Origin of the sequence: Arthrobacter sp. ERGS1:01 (genome assembly GCF_001281315.1) — a bacterium.
In the GTDB taxonomy this organism is placed as follows: domain Bacteria; phylum Actinomycetota; class Actinomycetes; order Actinomycetales; family Micrococcaceae; genus Specibacter.
On record NZ_CP012479.1, the window covers coordinates 1,729,340 to 1,743,071 of the forward strand.

The following is a 13,732-nucleotide window of genomic DNA, read 5'->3' on the forward strand; positions in this document are numbered from 1 at the left end:
AATCCACGCCACATTGAAGGAGACCGCTCCATGAGTTCCCCCACGGCAGCAGCCAGTTATACGCCCACGGTCCGCAAGGCCGTCATCGTCGGTGGCAACCGCATCCCGTTTGCGCGGGCCGGCGGGGCATATGCGCACTCCTCCAACCAGGACATGCTCACCGCCGCCCTGGACGGGCTCGTGGCAAGGTTTGGCCTGCAGGATGAGGTCATCGGGGAGGTGGCCGCCGGAGCGGTCCTGAAGCACTCCCGGGATTTCAACCTCACCCGCGAGGCTGTCCTGGGATCGGCGTTGTCACCGACCACCCCCGCCTACGACCTCCAGCAGGCCTGCGCCACCGGCCTGGAGACGGTGATCGGGCTGAGCAACAAGATCAAGCTGGGCCAGATTGAATCCGGCATTGCCGGCGGTGTCGATTCCGCCTCCGACGCACCCATTGCCGTCAGTGAGGGGCTGCGGGCCATCCTGCTGGACCTCAACCGCGCCAAGACCCTGCTCGAGAAGGTCAAGGTGGCCGGCCGGATCCGCCCCAAGGACCTGTCCCCGGACGCCCCGTCAACCGGAGAGCCCCGCACGGGCCTTTCCATGGGTGAACACCAGGCCCTGACCACGGCACAGTGGAAGATCAGCCGCGAGGCGCAGGACGAGTTGTCGCTGGCCAGCCACAAGAGGTTGGCGGCCGCCTACGACCACCACTTCTTCGACGACCTCCTCACCCCGTACCGCGGCCTGAGCCGGGACTCCAACCTGCGCGCCGACACATCCCTGGAGAAGCTTGCCTCGCTCAAGCCGGTCTTTGGCCGCAACCTCGGCGACGCCGCCACCATGACCGCCGGCAACTCCACCCCGCTGACCGACGGCGCCTCCACCGCATTGCTGGCGTCGGAGGAATGGGCGCAGGCCCACGACCTCCCCCTGCTGGCCAACGTGGTGGACGGCGAAGCCGGGGCCGTTGACTTTGTGCACGGCAAGGACGGCCTGCTCATGGCACCGGCCTTTGCCGTGCCGCGCCTGCTGGCCCGCAACGGGCTGACCCTGGCGGACATTGACTACTTTGAAATCCACGAAGCCTTTGCCGGCACCGTGCTGAGCACCCTGGCGGCGTGGGAGGATCCGGACTTCGGCAGGGACCGCTTGGGCCTGGATGGCGCGTTCGGTACCGTGGACCGCAACAAGCTCAACGTCAACGGCTCGTCCCTGGCAGCCGGCCACCCGTTTGCCGCAACCGGCGGACGGATCGTGGCCACACTGGCCAAGATGCTCCACGAACGCGGATTGGTGGACGGCCGCCCGGCACGCGGGCTGATCTCCGTCTGCGCCGCCGGCGGTCAGGGTGTCGTGGCCCTGCTGGAATCGAGGTAGGAACCATGGCAGAGAAGAGGACCGGGGGCCGCGCTCCCGTGGACAAGTACACCGAATTCGTCAGCCGCGGCCTGGGCCGGGACCTTGCCAAGCGCCTGGGCCTGCCGCAACCGGCCATCCTGCGCCGCTACGCGCCGGGCGCACCGCTGGTGCAGGGTCCCATCCTGGTGGTGGGCCACGGCGACGGTGCCGACGCCGTCGCCAAGGTCCTGCTCGCATGGGGCCAGGACGTGCGCCGGCATGCCACCCCCAAGGAACGCCTGGGTGCCATAGTGCTGGCCCTCGACGAACTGGCGCATCCCGAGCAGTTGTCTGCACCCCTGCGCGAAGTGGGCGCGTCCCTGCGCGATTTGGCCCGCAACGGGCGAGTCTTGAGCATTTCCCGCGCTGCCACGGTTGACGACGCTCCCGCGGTGGCCGCGGCCCGCAACGGGGTCGACGGGATCATCCGGTCACTGGCCAAGGAACTCCGCGCCGGCGCCACGGCGAACGGCGTGCTCCTGGCCAACGGCGTTGCCGCGACATCCCCGGGTGCAACGGCCGCCCTGCGCTTCTTCCTCTCCGCCCGCTCCGCCTTTGTGGACGGCCAGTTCCTCACCGCATCACTGGAGGGCGCGGAACAGGAGACCGATTGGGACAGCCCGCTGGCCGGTCGGGTCGCCGTCGTCACGGGAGCAGCCCGCGGCATCGGTGCCGCCATTGCCCGCACCCTGGCCCGCGACGGCGCGAAGGTCATCGTGGTGGACGTCCCCGCCGCCGGGGACCACCTGGCCGCCGTCGCCAATGAAATTCACGGGACCGCGCTGCAACTGGACATCACGGCCACCGAGGCGGGCGCGCGCATCCTTGACCACGCCGCGCAGAGGTACGGCCGGCTCGACATCGTGGTGCACAACGCCGGCATTACGCGGGACAAACTGCTCGCCAACATGGATCCGGGGCGGTGGGATTCCGTCATTGCCGTCAACATTGCCGCCCAGCTGCGCATGAACCAGGCGTTCCTGGCCAGCAGCCACTTCACCGACCATCCGCGGATCATCAGCGTGGCGTCCACGAGCGGCATTGCCGGCAACCGCGGCCAGACCAACTACGCCGCGTCGAAGGCCGGCGTCATCGGCATGGTCCGCTCCACGGCGCCGCTGCTGGCCGAACGCGGCGGCACCGTCAACGCCGTCGCCCCCGGTTTCATCGAAACGGACATGACCGCAAAGATCCCGTTCGCGACCCGCGAGGTGGCGAGGCGGCTGAACAGCCTGCAACAGGGCGGGCTGCCCGGTGATGTGGCGGAGGCCATCGCGTTCTTTGCCTCGGAGGCCGCCGCGGGCGTCACCGCCAACGTGCTGCGCGTGTGCGGGCAAAACCTGGTGGGGCAATGAGCATGCCGGCGGACACTGAGCTGAGCGAGATGCCGTCGCTGTCAAAGTTGTATGTGAATGCGGCGGCCACGGCGGCCCGGCAGCGGCTGCTCCGGGCAACGCCGGTGGTGGCCCTGCCGGCCCGGGCCGTGGAGGTGCGCGGCGTGAGCGCGGACCTTGCCAAGTTGACGGCGTTCGCGCACCTGATGGGCAAGCCCGCCCGCGACGTGCTGCCCTCGGGCTACATCCACGCGCTGGCGTTCCCCGTGGCCATGTCCGTCATGGTGCAGGAGGATTTTCCGCTGCCCCTGCTGGGCATGATCCACCTGCGCAACCAGGTGCAGCACTTCGCCCAGATCCACTTCACCGACGTGTTGCGGATCCGTTCCTGGGCCCGCGACCTGGCCGGACACCGCAGCGGCACCCAGGTGCAACTGGTCGTTGAGGTCTGCACCGACGACGGCACGGACGTGCTGTGGCGCGGTGTTTCGACGTATCTTGCCAAAGGCGTGTTCCTGCCCGGGCTCGACAAGCCCGCCACACCATCCGCGCCGGGGGAGCGGCCGGTCTTCTCGCCACCCCCGCCCACGGCCCAGTGGCAGCTCGGCGTGGACACGGGCCGGGCGTACGCGGCGGTCTCCGGCGACTTCAACCCCATCCACCTGAGCGTGTTGTCGGCCAAGGCACTGGGATTGCGGCGCTCCATCGCCCACGGCATGTACGCGGCCGCCCGCGTGGTGGGCGACATCGGCTCGCCCAAGCCGGTGGGCTTCAGCTGGGACATCAGCTTTGACTCTCCCATCTTCCTGCCCGCCACCGTGTCCTTGCACATTGCCGATTCGCTGGCCGACGACGGCGCCTGGCTGGGTTCGGAATTCACGGCCTGGAACGCGCGCAGCACCAGGGCATACTTCCACGGGAGCGTTACGGCGGGAGCCGGCGCCGCCTAAGGACACCACGCCCGCCAACCCGCCGACGCTGCCCGCAACCGGTACCACCGGTTGCGGGCAGCGTCGTTTAAGTGACGCATCCAACAGCAATGTTTAGTTGTCCTAATCAACGCCGGGAATTATAGTTGTATAAGGCAACTTTCTATGCGGCGCCTTGAATGGCATGGCCGCGGCCACATCACTTTCACTCTTTCAAACGGCAGGACACCCAGGCAGCATGAAAAATAGATCCACCATGGCCCCACCGAACCAGGCGGCCGCAACCCCGAACGAATCAGGGATGACGCACCGCCAGGTGCTTGAGGCGCTGACGGGCCTGCTGGCCGCATTCTTCACGGCTATTTTGTCCTCCACGATCGTGGCCAACGCGCTGCCCACCATCATGGACCAGCTCCACGGCACGCAAACCGACTTCGCCTGGGTCATCACCGCCGCGCTGCTCGCCAACGCCGCCACCACGCCCATCTGGGGCAAGCTTGCCGACCTTTTCAACAAGAAGCTGCTGGTCCAGCTGAGCATCGTCATCTTCGTGGCGGGATCGGTCATGGCGGGTTTCGCCACGACCATCCCGTTCCTGTTGACGGCCCGCGTCATCCAGGGTGTTGCGATGGGTGGCCTGACCGCCCTGGCCCAGGCCATCATCGGCACCATCATCCCGCCGCGTGAGCGTGGCCGCTACTCCGGTTACATGGGAGCGGTCATGGCCGTGGGCACCGCCGGCGGCCCCCTGCTGGGCGGTTACATCGTGGACAGCCCGCTGGGCTGGCGCTGGACGTTCTTTGTCTGCGTGCCGCTGGCCGTCATCTCCCTGGTGCTGCTGCAGTTCACGCTGAAGATCAAGCACGTGCGCCGGCCCGCCAAGATCGACTGGCTCGGCTCCATCCTGCTGACCTCCGGAGTCAGCCTGCTGCTGATCTGGGTCTCCTTCGCCGGCCAGGCCGGCTACTACGACTGGGTTTCCCCGCAGTCGGCCCTCATGGTCGGCGGCAGCGTCCTGTTGCTGGCCGCGCTGATCTTTGTCGAAACGAAGGTTTCCCAGCCGATCATCCCGCTGAAGATCATCCGCCAGCGCACCACGGCCCTGGCCATCGTGGCTTCGGTCTCCGTTGGCATCGCCATGTTCGCGTCCTCGACGTTCCTGGGCCAGTACTACCAGGTGGCCCGTGGCGCAACGCCCACCGAGGCCGGCCTGCTGACCCTGCCGATGATCGCCGGCAACCTGATCGGCGCCGTCGTCTCCGGCCAGCTCGTGACCCGCACCGGCAAGTGGAAGCGCTTCCTCGTGGGCGGCGCCGTCCTGCTGATCGTCGGCCTGGGCCTGGCCGGCACCATGGACCACCAGACGTCACTGACCCTCGTGGGCATCTACACGTTCATCTTCGGCCTGGGCCTGGGCATGATGATGCAGAACCTGGTCCTCGCCGTGCAAAACACGGTCGAAGCCAAGGACATTGGCTCCGCATCCGGCTCGGTGGCGTTCTTCCGCACCGTTGGTGGTGCCGCCGGCGTTGCCGTACTGGGCGCCATGATGGGCACCAAGGTCGCCAAGCTGATCACCGAGGGCCTCGCCGGAATCGGCATCAAGGCCCCTGCCGGCGGCGGCGCGGAACTGGACCTTTCCACGATGCCCGAACCGATCAAGTTGATCGTCCGCGCCTCCTACGGTGACGGTGCCGCCATGATCTTCATGATCAGCGCCTGCATCGCGGTTGTCGCCCTGATCGCCGTCCTCTTGATCAAGGAGATCCCGCTGCGCCGCACGGTGGAGATGGTGGCAACCAAAAACGACGACGGCGCAACCGCCGGCGCCTTGGCCGGCCAGTCGGTGGCGGCCGTGGCCGACGTCGTGGTTGATGCAACTCTCATTGAGACAGAAACAGAGACAGAAACCGAGTCCTCGACGGCCGGCGCCCCGGCCGGGCGGAACTAACAACGCGCCAACCGTCTCCTGCCGGCGCGGTTTGCGCAACGTACAGCCCCTCCACGGGGCTGTACGTCGTTAACGCCTACAACAGGCTGAACCAAAGTGGTGCGCGTTCCGTTCAAGGGGTGCGGTGGTTGACTGCCGCATCCCTTCGCGGCGAACGGAAGTGCATCACCATGAAAAGTCATCTCTGGAAAGTGGCGGCCACGGCCTCCCTGTCGGTCCTGGTCCTGGCCGGTTGCGGCACGGGCGCCGGCTCGGGCGGGTCCGGCACCACCCCTGCCGCCTCCGCCCCAGGCACGTCCTCGGGCCTGGGCACGGCACAATCGACGCTGGGCACCATCATCGTCAATGGTCAGGGAAAGACGGCGTACGTCTTTGACAAGGACAAGGCCGGCGCCGGGACCAGCGCCTGCACGGGGCCCTGTGCCACGCTCTGGCCCGCCATCACCTCGACCACCGCCACCCCCACGGTCACGGGCGTCACCGGCACGGTGGGCACCATCAGCCTGCCCAACGGCACCAAGCAGGTCACGGTCGACGGGCTGCCCCTGTACACCTATGCACCCGACGCCGCAGCCGGCGACGTGACCGGCCAGGGATACGGCGGCATCTGGTGGGTCGTGGCACCCACCGGCAAGAAGATCACCGCCGCCCCGGCACCCGCATCGTCGGCACCTGCCAGCAGCGGAAGCTACGGCCAAGGTTACTAAGCGGCCCGGCTTGGAGCTACGGTGTGGCCGCCAAAAGGGCCACACCGGAGCCCGTCCTGCGGATAATCACGCTGGCAATGTCCTGCTTCGGCACGCTCGTGGACGCCACCGGATTGACGGTCTCCCCGGGTCCGGCGCTCCAGCTGCCCACCACGGTGCTCGCGCCCGCACGGGTCACCACCACGAGTTCATAGGCCGACGGGGCGGTGTAGCCGGGTGTTCCGGCAGCCGCATAGCTGCAGCTCCAACTCAACCTGCTTCCCCACGGCTCGGCGGTCAGGGTGCCCGTGGCCTGCAATGGGCTCGACGTACCGGCGTCGGCAAAATGAAGGGCCGCTCCTGCCGCGACGGACGCCTGCGGCGGAGCCGACTGCCGGCCAAGCCCCAGGCCCGCCGCACCCATGCCGAGTCCGACGACGAGCACGGCGGCGGCCGCGAGGCCCACCCGGCGGGCCCTACGGCGTCGTACCTTTTCGGCATAGAGGGCGTATGGTGCCGGCGGTGCCGACTCCGCCGCTGGGGCAAAGGCCTCCGCCCCCGCAGCCGACAACAAGCCTGGCAGCCCGGAAACGGCGGCCACCCTGGCCCGGCAGGACGCGCAGCCGGCCAGGTGGTCCTCGAATTCGCGCCGTTCCGCCGGCGGCAGGGCACCAAGCACATAGGCGCCGTCCCAGAGCGCGTACGGATCCTGCGCCTCATCGGGCCTTTGACCGGTCATGGCCTGCCCACCCCGTTCTCAGCCAGCGCGAGCTTCAATGCCCGCAATCCGTAATGGAGGCGGGACTTCACTGTTCCCGCCGGAATGCCCAAGGCCGCGGCGATGGTGCCGGTGTCCTCGCCGCCAAAATACGCGCGCGTAATCACCGCGCGATGATCCTCCGTCAGCGTGGCCATCGCCTCCGCCACCAGCCAGGTGTCAAGGATCCTGTCCGTCTGGTCGGGGGCGGCGTTTTCGGGCAGTTCGGCCCGGGCCCGTTCCAACCGGTGGCGCGCACTGCGCCAGTCATCGATGACCAGGTTCCGCGCCACCGTGAACAACCAGGCCCGCAATGCCCCCTCCGGGCGCTGCAACACATCCTGGTGCTCCCAGGCGCGCAGCAGGGTTTCCGCCACCACGTCCTCGGCCACCGTTCCCTCGGTGGTGAGCCGGCGGACAAAGCGGGTGAGCACGGCGGCATAGTCCTCGTGCAGGGCCAACATGGCATCATGCCGCGCCGGCGCCTGGGGTCGTCCTTGCTGGTTCACACATGCCTCCTTTGCCCTTAACACGAATCACCGGGCGGAACGGTTCAATCACCCTTCACGGCGCCGGGCCAGCCGTCCCATTGAACCCCGCGGGCCCCCGCCCCGTATGAAGGCTATGAGACCCACCCACCCGATACTCCGGGAGTCGAAACCATGACGTACGAATTTAACGGCCTGCCTCTTCACATTCTCCTCGTCCACGCCGTGGTGGTCATTGTTCCACTCACGGCGCTCTGTACGGCGGCCACCATGGTGTGGCCCATGGCGCGGCGCCGTCTGGGATTGCTGACCCCGGCCCTGGGGATCGCGTGTGTGGCGCTGGTGTTTGTCACCATGAAGGCGGGGGAGTGGCTGCTGCTGCGGGTTGCCCAGACGCCGGCCATCCTCCAACATGCCAACGACGGCCGGACCCTGCTGCCGTGGGCGTGGGCCTTGATGGGCGCGGCGATCGTCGCGTGGTTCTGGCACCGCCTGGCCATGCGCGCCCGGCTGCGGGCGCGGATCGGCCCGCGGTTTGCCGCAACCGTGGCCGTGCTTGTCACGGTGGCGGTGCTGTTGGCATGTGTTGGCATCACGGCGGACGTGGCGGTCATTGGCGAGGCAGGTTCACGGGCCGTGTGGGGCGGCCTGCTCGGGTCCTGAGCGGCGTAGCGGTCCCTAGGACGTCATGGCGTCCTCATACGGGTAGGCGGCGATGACCGCCTGGATCCTGTCCACGGCCGGCTGGTCCAGGCCGCTGGGGGCCACGTTGTTCCAGGCCTCCACGGCCACGTCGCCGAAGTTGTGCCCGTGGTCGGCCGGCACCGCCTCACCCATGAACATGTCGAAGGCCACCTGCAGGTAGGTCACCAACGGAATCCACACCATGGAATCGCTGACGTCGGGTGCCCGGCCGCCCTGGGCGGCGCTGCCGCCCAGCCAGTCGGGACGCTGCCAGATCAGGGTGGGGGTCAGCCAGCTCACGGCGTCCGTGCCGTGCTGGAGGTACGCCACCCGGCCCGCCTCCCAGGGGCCCGGCACGCGGGAAAAATCGCCGTGCTTGGACAACCAGCGAATGTGCCGGCCGCCGTCGTACACGGGTTGCCAAACAGGGGAGCCGGCATCACGGGCGGCCTGCAGGGAACGCCACGGCTGGGAATTGTTGGGGGCACCGGAGAATACAGCGCCGTCCACGGATCCGGTCAGGTCCGCGGCGTCCTTGAAGGCCGACTGCATGCCGGCCGCGCCAAGGCTCAATCCATACACATACAGTTTGGGCCGGGCCGCTGCGGGCATGGCCAGCCACTCCTTGTGCACGGCTTGGTAGAGCGCCTGCCCGGACTCCCGCGGAAGGTCCTCATGGAACAGGAACGACACCCAGCTGGGCTGGTAGGAATACTGCAGGGAGACAATCGCGGTGTCCCCGCCGTGCAGGTACTCCACCGAGTCCATGGCCTGGCGTTCCAGCCAGCCTGAGCCCGTGGGCGTCGCAATAATCAGGCTGCCCCTGGCGAAGCCACCGGTGCGCTTGAGTTCCGCCACGGCCAGCGCGGCCCGGGACTCGGCGGAATCCTCCTGTGCCGATCCCACGTAGACCCGGACGGGTTCCTTGGCCGGTTGATGCGTCACGGCGCTGATCTGTGCGGCGGTCGGCCCGCCGCCTACAAAGGCCCGGCCCTGCATGCCCAGTTGGGACCAGACGACGGCGGAAGCGGCGCCCGCGGAGCGAAAGGTCGACGCCGGCTCCGTGATCCCGGCGGGCGTTGTGGCGTTGCGGGCCGCATACACCCGGTCGGTGCCAAGCAGCGCCCCACCGACCAGCAGGCTCAGCGCCAACGCCGCGCACAGTGCCCCGGCAAGCAAACCGGAGGCCTTAGCCAGTCCGGGCCGGTTGCTGCGGCGGCGGACCATGCGGCGGGTCCGAGCCGCGATGACGGAAAGTCCCCGGCGGGCGGCAAACACAATGGCGCCAACCACCACGGCCACTACGGTGAAGGTCGCCAGGTTCACGCCGTCCGCAGGAGGCATGTCGACATGGGCGCGAACGTCGTTTTGCCAGGCGATGGTGGCAACAGCAATGGCAGCGACATAGAGGAGGGCGGCAACCGCCGCCAGCACCCGGCCCCGCGTCCCCCAGGTGAGCCGATCGGCAAAGCTGCGGCCCCGGCGTCGTGCCACGGCCACACCCACGGCACGGGTGATCCACGCCGCCAGCAGATAGGCCAGGGAAAAGCTCAGGCCCGCCAGGAAACCCTGGAACAGGGCCGGACGGGGCACCAGGGACGGAGTCATCGCGAGCCCAACGGCCGCAAGCCCCGCCGCGGCGCCGAGAAGACCGGACAGCCGGTTCCAATTCATGTGGTGTTCCCCCTGCGGTGACGCCATGGACCCCCTATGCTATCTGCTTAAACAAGGCCACTTTTCCCGCCGTGGACCCCCCTCCGGCATGGAAAGCGCCGCGCACCCAAACTAGCCTGTTGCACATGGAGATACTTCACTACAGCGCGTTCACCACGGATCCCGACGGCGGCAACCAGGCGGGCGTCATCCTGCCGGCGGATACCCTCGACAGCCGGCAGATGCAGGCCATCGCCGCCAAGCTTGGCTACTCGGAAAGTGCCTTCCTTTCACCGCGGGCGGACGGCAGTTTCAAGGTGAGGTACTTTGCGCCGGCGGCCGAGGTGCCGTTTTGCGGTCACGCGACCATCGCCGCGGCCGTTGCCCTGGCCAGGAAGACCGGTCCCGGGCCGCTGACCTTCCATACGGCAGTGGGGGAGATCCCCGTCGTCACCCGGGAGCTGGACGGAATCCTCACCGCGACCCTGACCAGCGTGGACACCAAGGTGGTGGAGCCGGCGCCGGAGCTTGCCGTACGCCTGCTGGCCGCCCTGCGGCTGCGTCCCCAGGACCTGGACCCCGCGCTACCGTTGCTGATCTCCTTTTCCGGAAACTGGCACCCCATGGTGCCCGTGGCGTCCGCCGCCATCCTGGCGGGCCTTGACTACGATTTTGCGGCGCTGGAGGCACTCATGGCCGAACAAGGGTGGCAGGCCACCGTCAGCGTCATGTATCGCGTGGACGGGCACACCTTCGAGGTGCGCAATCCGTTCCCGCCCGGGGGAGTGCGCGAGGATGCCGCCACGGGATCAGCCGCGGCGTCCCTGGGCGGCTACCTGCGGCACCTGGGCCTGGTGGCGCTCCCCGCGGACGTCACCGTCCACCAGGGGCACCATATGGGCCGCCCGTCCCTGCTGACCGTGCACATTCCCGAAACCGGCGGCATTGACGTCAGTGGAAGCGCCGTGCCCCTGGACGTTTAGGGCCTGGACGCTTAGGGTGCTGGACGCTTAGGGTGCCGTGGTGCCGGCCGACGGCGCGGCTTCGCTGGGGCGTTTCCCGGCAGTGCTCCAGCTGGCGAGGAATTCAAGCTGCTCCTGCGCCCGGCTTCCCGGTTCGGCCGTGTAGGCGATGATCGTCAGGCCCTCGCCGGGGATCTCGAGGGATTCGCCCGTGAGCTCGATGTCGCCGACCAGCTGGTTGTGCAGCCTCTTGCGGGCCGTGCGGTGGAAGCGGACGTTGTGCCGTGCCCAGCGTTTGGAGAATTCGGTGCTTCCCGTGGCGAGGTCCCCGATGAGGCTGGCCAGCGCCCTGTCGTGCGGGCTGCGTCCGGCTTCGCCGCGGAGCGCGGCGGCAAGGTCATCGGCAAGGGTCGTCCACTCAAGGAAGAACTCCCGGGCGCGGGGGTCAAGGAACATGAACCGGGCAAGGTTCAAGGGCAGGGCCTCCGGGCTGAAGATCCCGGCGTAGAGGGTGAAACAGGCGCTGTTCGCGGCCATGATGTCCATGCGGGAATTACGGACATAGGCGGGCGTACCCGTCATCCCGGCAAGCAGCCGTTGAATGCCGGGACGCACTTCCGTCCGGGAACGGCGTGGTCCGGCTGCCGGCGACGGCGCGGCGGCCCTGGCCAGGTCGAGCAGGTGGGCCCGTTCGGCCTCGTCGAGGCGGAGGGCCCCGGCCAGGGATTCCAGAACGCTTTCGGAGACTCCGCGCAGGTTTCCCCGTTCCAGCCGGGCATAGTATTCGGTGCTGACGCCGGTCAGCATGGCCACCTCCTCGCGTTTGAGGCCCGGGACCCGCCGAGTTCCGCCGTACGCCGGCAGCCCGGTCTGGGCGGGGGTGATGCGCGACCGGCGGCTCGTCAAGAACTCGCGGACGTCTTGGCTGTTGTCCATGACCTCCACATTACGGCGGACCGGCCCTTCCTAACAGGAACTGGCAGTACACCTCACGGCAGGTCCTTCCACGCCGGGATCGGGGCTGGTTTTCTTGAATCAACACCCGTTCACTCCCCGTCCAAAGGTCACCATGTCAGTCTCCACACTCAACCCTCCGATGACGGCGGCCCGGCCACGGGCAGCGCTTGCGGCAGCGCTTGCGGCAGCGATGCTGGGCTTCTTCGTCGTCGCCCTGGATGCCCAGATCGTCAACGTGGCCCTTCCGGCGATCCGGAACGATCTTGGGGGCGGACTGTCCGGGCTGCAGTGGATCGTCACCGGCTACACCCTGATGTTCTCGGCCCTGCAATTGTTTTCGGGGACGTTTTCCGACCGGGTCGGAGCCCGCCGCGCGTACGCTTTTGGCATGGTCCTGTTCACCGTGGCATCCGCCGCGTGCGCTTTCAGCCCCAGCCTCCCGGCCCTCATTGCCGGGCGGATCCTGCAGGGCATCGGCGCAGCGATGATCACCCCTAGTTCCCTCGCACTCATCCGGGAGGCCTACCAGGACGCGGCCCGGCGGGGCCGGGCCATCGTGTACTGGGGCCTGGGCGGCTCCGTCGCCGCGGCGGCAGGCCCGGTCCTCGGCGGCCTCCTCACCCAGCTCGACTGGCGGCTGATCTTCCTCGTCAACCTTCCCGTCGGGGCGGGCGCCCTCGTCGTCCTGGCCCGTGTCGCCCCATCACCGCGACGCCCCGTGCCCTTCGACTGGGTCGGCCAGATCACCGCGGTGCTATTCCTGGCGAGCCTGACGTACGCCATCATCGAGGGCGCACACATCGGCTACTCAAGCCCCGAAATCATCACGCTCCTCGTTGCATGTGCGGCATCGGCAGCCGCCTTCGTGCTGGCACAGGCCAGGGGGACCCATCCCATGGTCCCGTTGGAGCTGTTCCGTTCACGCACGCTCTCCTCCGCCGTGGTCATCGCGACCGTGACGATGGCGGCCTTCTACGGCGTCGTCTTCCTGCAAAGCCTGTACTTCCAGCAGCAACGCGGGGCGACGGCGTTGGAAACCGGACTCCTGTTCCTGCCCATGACGGGCCTGGTCGCCCTTCTTAACCCCTTCGCGGCCCGGCTGATGATCCGCTACGGCAACGCGGCCATGATCGCTGCCGGCCAGCTGCTCATGGCCCTGGGCCTGCTCGGCCTGTGGCTGGTGCCCGCCAATGCACCCCTCCTGCTCGTGGCGCTCGTCATGGTCCCGGTCGGCGTCGGCGGCTCCTTCACGGTGCCACCCATCATCGCACTGGTCATGGACCAGGTGCCGGTGGAGACTGCGGGCACCGCGGGCGGGGTCATCAACACCGCCCGGCAGCTCGGCGGGTCCCTTGGCGTCGCGATCTACGGTGCCCTGCTGGCCGGGCACGGCTTCATGGACGGGCTCCGCCTGGGACTCGGCACCACAGCCGTCATCCTCCTTATCTTGACCGCCGCGTCCCTGGCGCTGCGCAATCCGAAACAACCACAGCACTGAGCAACCACGGCACAAAAAGGGAAGCAACGACATGGAATTGATACCACCAGCCCCCACGGCAAAAGCCCCGAAGGAGCGGTTCACGGGCGACGTCTACCTCACCCCGCTGCACGCCGGCGAGGCGCCGTCCCGGCTCATCGCCGCGCTGGTCCGGTTCACCCCCGGCGCCCGCACCAATTGGCACTCGCACCCGCTGGGCCAAACCCTGCATTGCACCGACGGGACAGGGCTGGTCGCCACCCGTGACGGGAACGTCATCCGCATGCGCGCCGGCGACACGGTCCACACGCCGCCCGGGGAGGAGCACTGGCACGGCGCCACCCCGGACACCATGATGGGTCATCTGGCCCTGGCCGAACACGACGACGGATCCGGCGCCACCTGGGCTGAACCGGTCACCGAGCAGGACTACGAAACCGCCACCAAACAAGCTTCCCGCTAACCACAACC

The 13,732-nt window shown here is 68.3% G+C and carries 12 protein-coding genes and 1 pseudogene; 9 read left to right on the top strand and 4 right to left on the bottom strand.

The features are described from left to right. The first annotated feature begins 30 nt into the window (after positions 1–30). The 5 genes and pseudogenes from AL755_RS11670 to AL755_RS11690 all read left to right on the top strand — a co-directional run bounded on the left by AL755_RS11670 (position 31) and on the right by AL755_RS11690 (position 6,304). Positions 31–1,362, top strand: coding sequence for an acetyl-CoA C-acetyltransferase (locus AL755_RS11670; protein ID WP_054011149.1), 1,332 nt, complete (start codon positions 31–33; stop codon positions 1,360–1,362). A 5-nt stretch (positions 1,363–1,367) separates the two neighbouring features. After that, on the top strand, positions 1,368–2,738 hold the full coding sequence (locus tag AL755_RS11675; protein ID WP_054011150.1) for a 3-oxoacyl-ACP reductase: 1,371 nt from the start codon (positions 1,368–1,370) through the stop codon (positions 2,736–2,738). After that, positions 2,735–3,667, top strand: a complete 933-nt coding sequence (locus tag AL755_RS11680; RefSeq protein ID WP_054011151.1) for a MaoC/PaaZ C-terminal domain-containing protein — start codon at positions 2,735–2,737, stop codon at positions 3,665–3,667. The genes AL755_RS11675 and AL755_RS11680 overlap by 4 nt, the downstream gene beginning before the upstream one ends. A 235-nt stretch (positions 3,668–3,902) precedes the next feature. Beyond that, positions 3,903–5,528: pseudogene (locus tag AL755_RS11685) on the top strand (MFS transporter); the annotation flags it as partial. Between the two features lie 239 nt (positions 5,529–5,767). After that, complete coding sequence (locus tag AL755_RS11690; RefSeq protein ID WP_054011152.1) at positions 5,768–6,304, top strand: COG4315 family predicted lipoprotein; 537 nt, start codon at positions 5,768–5,770, stop codon at positions 6,302–6,304. 16 nt (positions 6,305–6,320) lie between these two features. Here the strand turns inward: AL755_RS11690 and AL755_RS11695 are convergent, their stop codons facing one another. Beyond that, complete coding sequence (locus AL755_RS11695) at positions 6,321–7,022, bottom strand: zf-HC2 domain-containing protein (RefSeq protein ID WP_054011153.1); 702 nt, start codon at positions 7,020–7,022, stop codon at positions 6,321–6,323. After that, complete coding sequence (locus tag AL755_RS11700) at positions 7,019–7,549, bottom strand: sigma-70 family RNA polymerase sigma factor (protein ID WP_272946702.1); 531 nt, start codon at positions 7,547–7,549, stop codon at positions 7,019–7,021. The genes AL755_RS11695 and AL755_RS11700 overlap by 4 nt, the downstream gene beginning before the upstream one ends. 153 nt (positions 7,550–7,702) lie before the next feature. Between AL755_RS11700 and AL755_RS11705 the strand changes: the two genes are divergently transcribed. After that, positions 7,703–8,191: a DUF2231 domain-containing protein gene (locus tag AL755_RS11705; protein ID WP_054011155.1), complete on the top strand. Its 489-nt coding sequence runs from the start codon at positions 7,703–7,705 to the stop codon at positions 8,189–8,191. A 15-nt stretch (positions 8,192–8,206) separates the two neighbouring features. Here AL755_RS11705 and AL755_RS11710 read toward each other — a convergent pair whose 3' ends face one another. Next, positions 8,207–9,913, bottom strand: coding sequence for an alpha/beta-hydrolase family protein (locus AL755_RS11710; RefSeq protein WP_082369193.1), 1,707 nt, complete (start codon positions 9,911–9,913; stop codon positions 8,207–8,209). A 98-nt stretch (positions 9,914–10,011) separates the two neighbouring features. Here AL755_RS11710 and AL755_RS11715 point away from each other — a divergent pair, with 98 nt between their 5' ends. After that, on the top strand, positions 10,012–10,848 hold the full coding sequence (locus AL755_RS11715) for a PhzF family phenazine biosynthesis protein (protein ID WP_054011157.1): 837 nt from the start codon (positions 10,012–10,014) through the stop codon (positions 10,846–10,848). 27 nt (positions 10,849–10,875) lie between these two features. Here the strand turns inward: AL755_RS11715 and AL755_RS11720 are convergent, their stop codons facing one another. Continuing rightward, positions 10,876–11,763, bottom strand: coding sequence for a helix-turn-helix transcriptional regulator (locus AL755_RS11720; protein WP_054013023.1), 888 nt, complete (start codon positions 11,761–11,763; stop codon positions 10,876–10,878). 133 nt (positions 11,764–11,896) lie between these two features. Between AL755_RS11720 and AL755_RS11725 the strand changes: the two genes are divergently transcribed. Both AL755_RS11725 and AL755_RS11730 read left to right on the top strand, forming a co-directional pair. Further along, entirely contained in the window at positions 11,897–13,282 is a 1,386-nt protein-coding gene (locus AL755_RS11725) for an MFS transporter (protein ID WP_054011158.1), read from the top strand. Between the two features lie 31 nt (positions 13,283–13,313). Beyond that, positions 13,314–13,724, top strand: a complete 411-nt coding sequence (locus tag AL755_RS11730) for a (R)-mandelonitrile lyase (RefSeq protein WP_054011159.1) — start codon at positions 13,314–13,316, stop codon at positions 13,722–13,724. Positions 13,725–13,732: the final 8 nt, after the last annotated feature.

Excerpts from the sequence above, each read along its gene's own strand:
- AL755_RS11675 (WP_054011150.1), top strand. The coding sequence starts at position 1,368 with ATGGCAGAGAAGAGGACCGGGGGCCGCGCTCCCGTGGACAAGTACACC.
- AL755_RS11725 (WP_054011158.1), top strand. The coding sequence starts at position 11,897 with ATGTCAGTCTCCACACTCAACCCTCCGATGACGGCGGCCCGGCCACGG.
- AL755_RS11730 (WP_054011159.1), top strand. The coding sequence starts at position 13,314 with ATGGAATTGATACCACCAGCCCCCACGGCAAAAGCCCCGAAGGAGCGG.
- AL755_RS11720 (WP_054013023.1), bottom strand. The coding sequence starts at position 11,763 with ATGGACAACAGCCAAGACGTCCGCGAGTTCTTGACGAGCCGCCGGTCG.
- AL755_RS11715 (WP_054011157.1), top strand. The coding sequence starts at position 10,012 with ATGGAGATACTTCACTACAGCGCGTTCACCACGGATCCCGACGGCGGC.
- AL755_RS11680 (WP_054011151.1), top strand. The coding sequence starts at position 2,735 with ATGAGCATGCCGGCGGACACTGAGCTGAGCGAGATGCCGTCGCTGTCA.
- AL755_RS11670 (WP_054011149.1), top strand. The coding sequence starts at position 31 with ATGAGTTCCCCCACGGCAGCAGCCAGTTATACGCCCACGGTCCGCAAG.
- AL755_RS11695 (WP_054011153.1), bottom strand. The coding sequence starts at position 7,022 with ATGACCGGTCAAAGGCCCGATGAGGCGCAGGATCCGTACGCGCTCTGG.
- AL755_RS11710 (WP_082369193.1), bottom strand. The coding sequence starts at position 9,913 with ATGGCGTCACCGCAGGGGGAACACCACATGAATTGGAACCGGCTGTCC.
- AL755_RS11705 (WP_054011155.1), top strand. The coding sequence starts at position 7,703 with ATGACGTACGAATTTAACGGCCTGCCTCTTCACATTCTCCTCGTCCAC.
- AL755_RS11690 (WP_054011152.1), top strand. The coding sequence starts at position 5,768 with ATGAAAAGTCATCTCTGGAAAGTGGCGGCCACGGCCTCCCTGTCGGTC.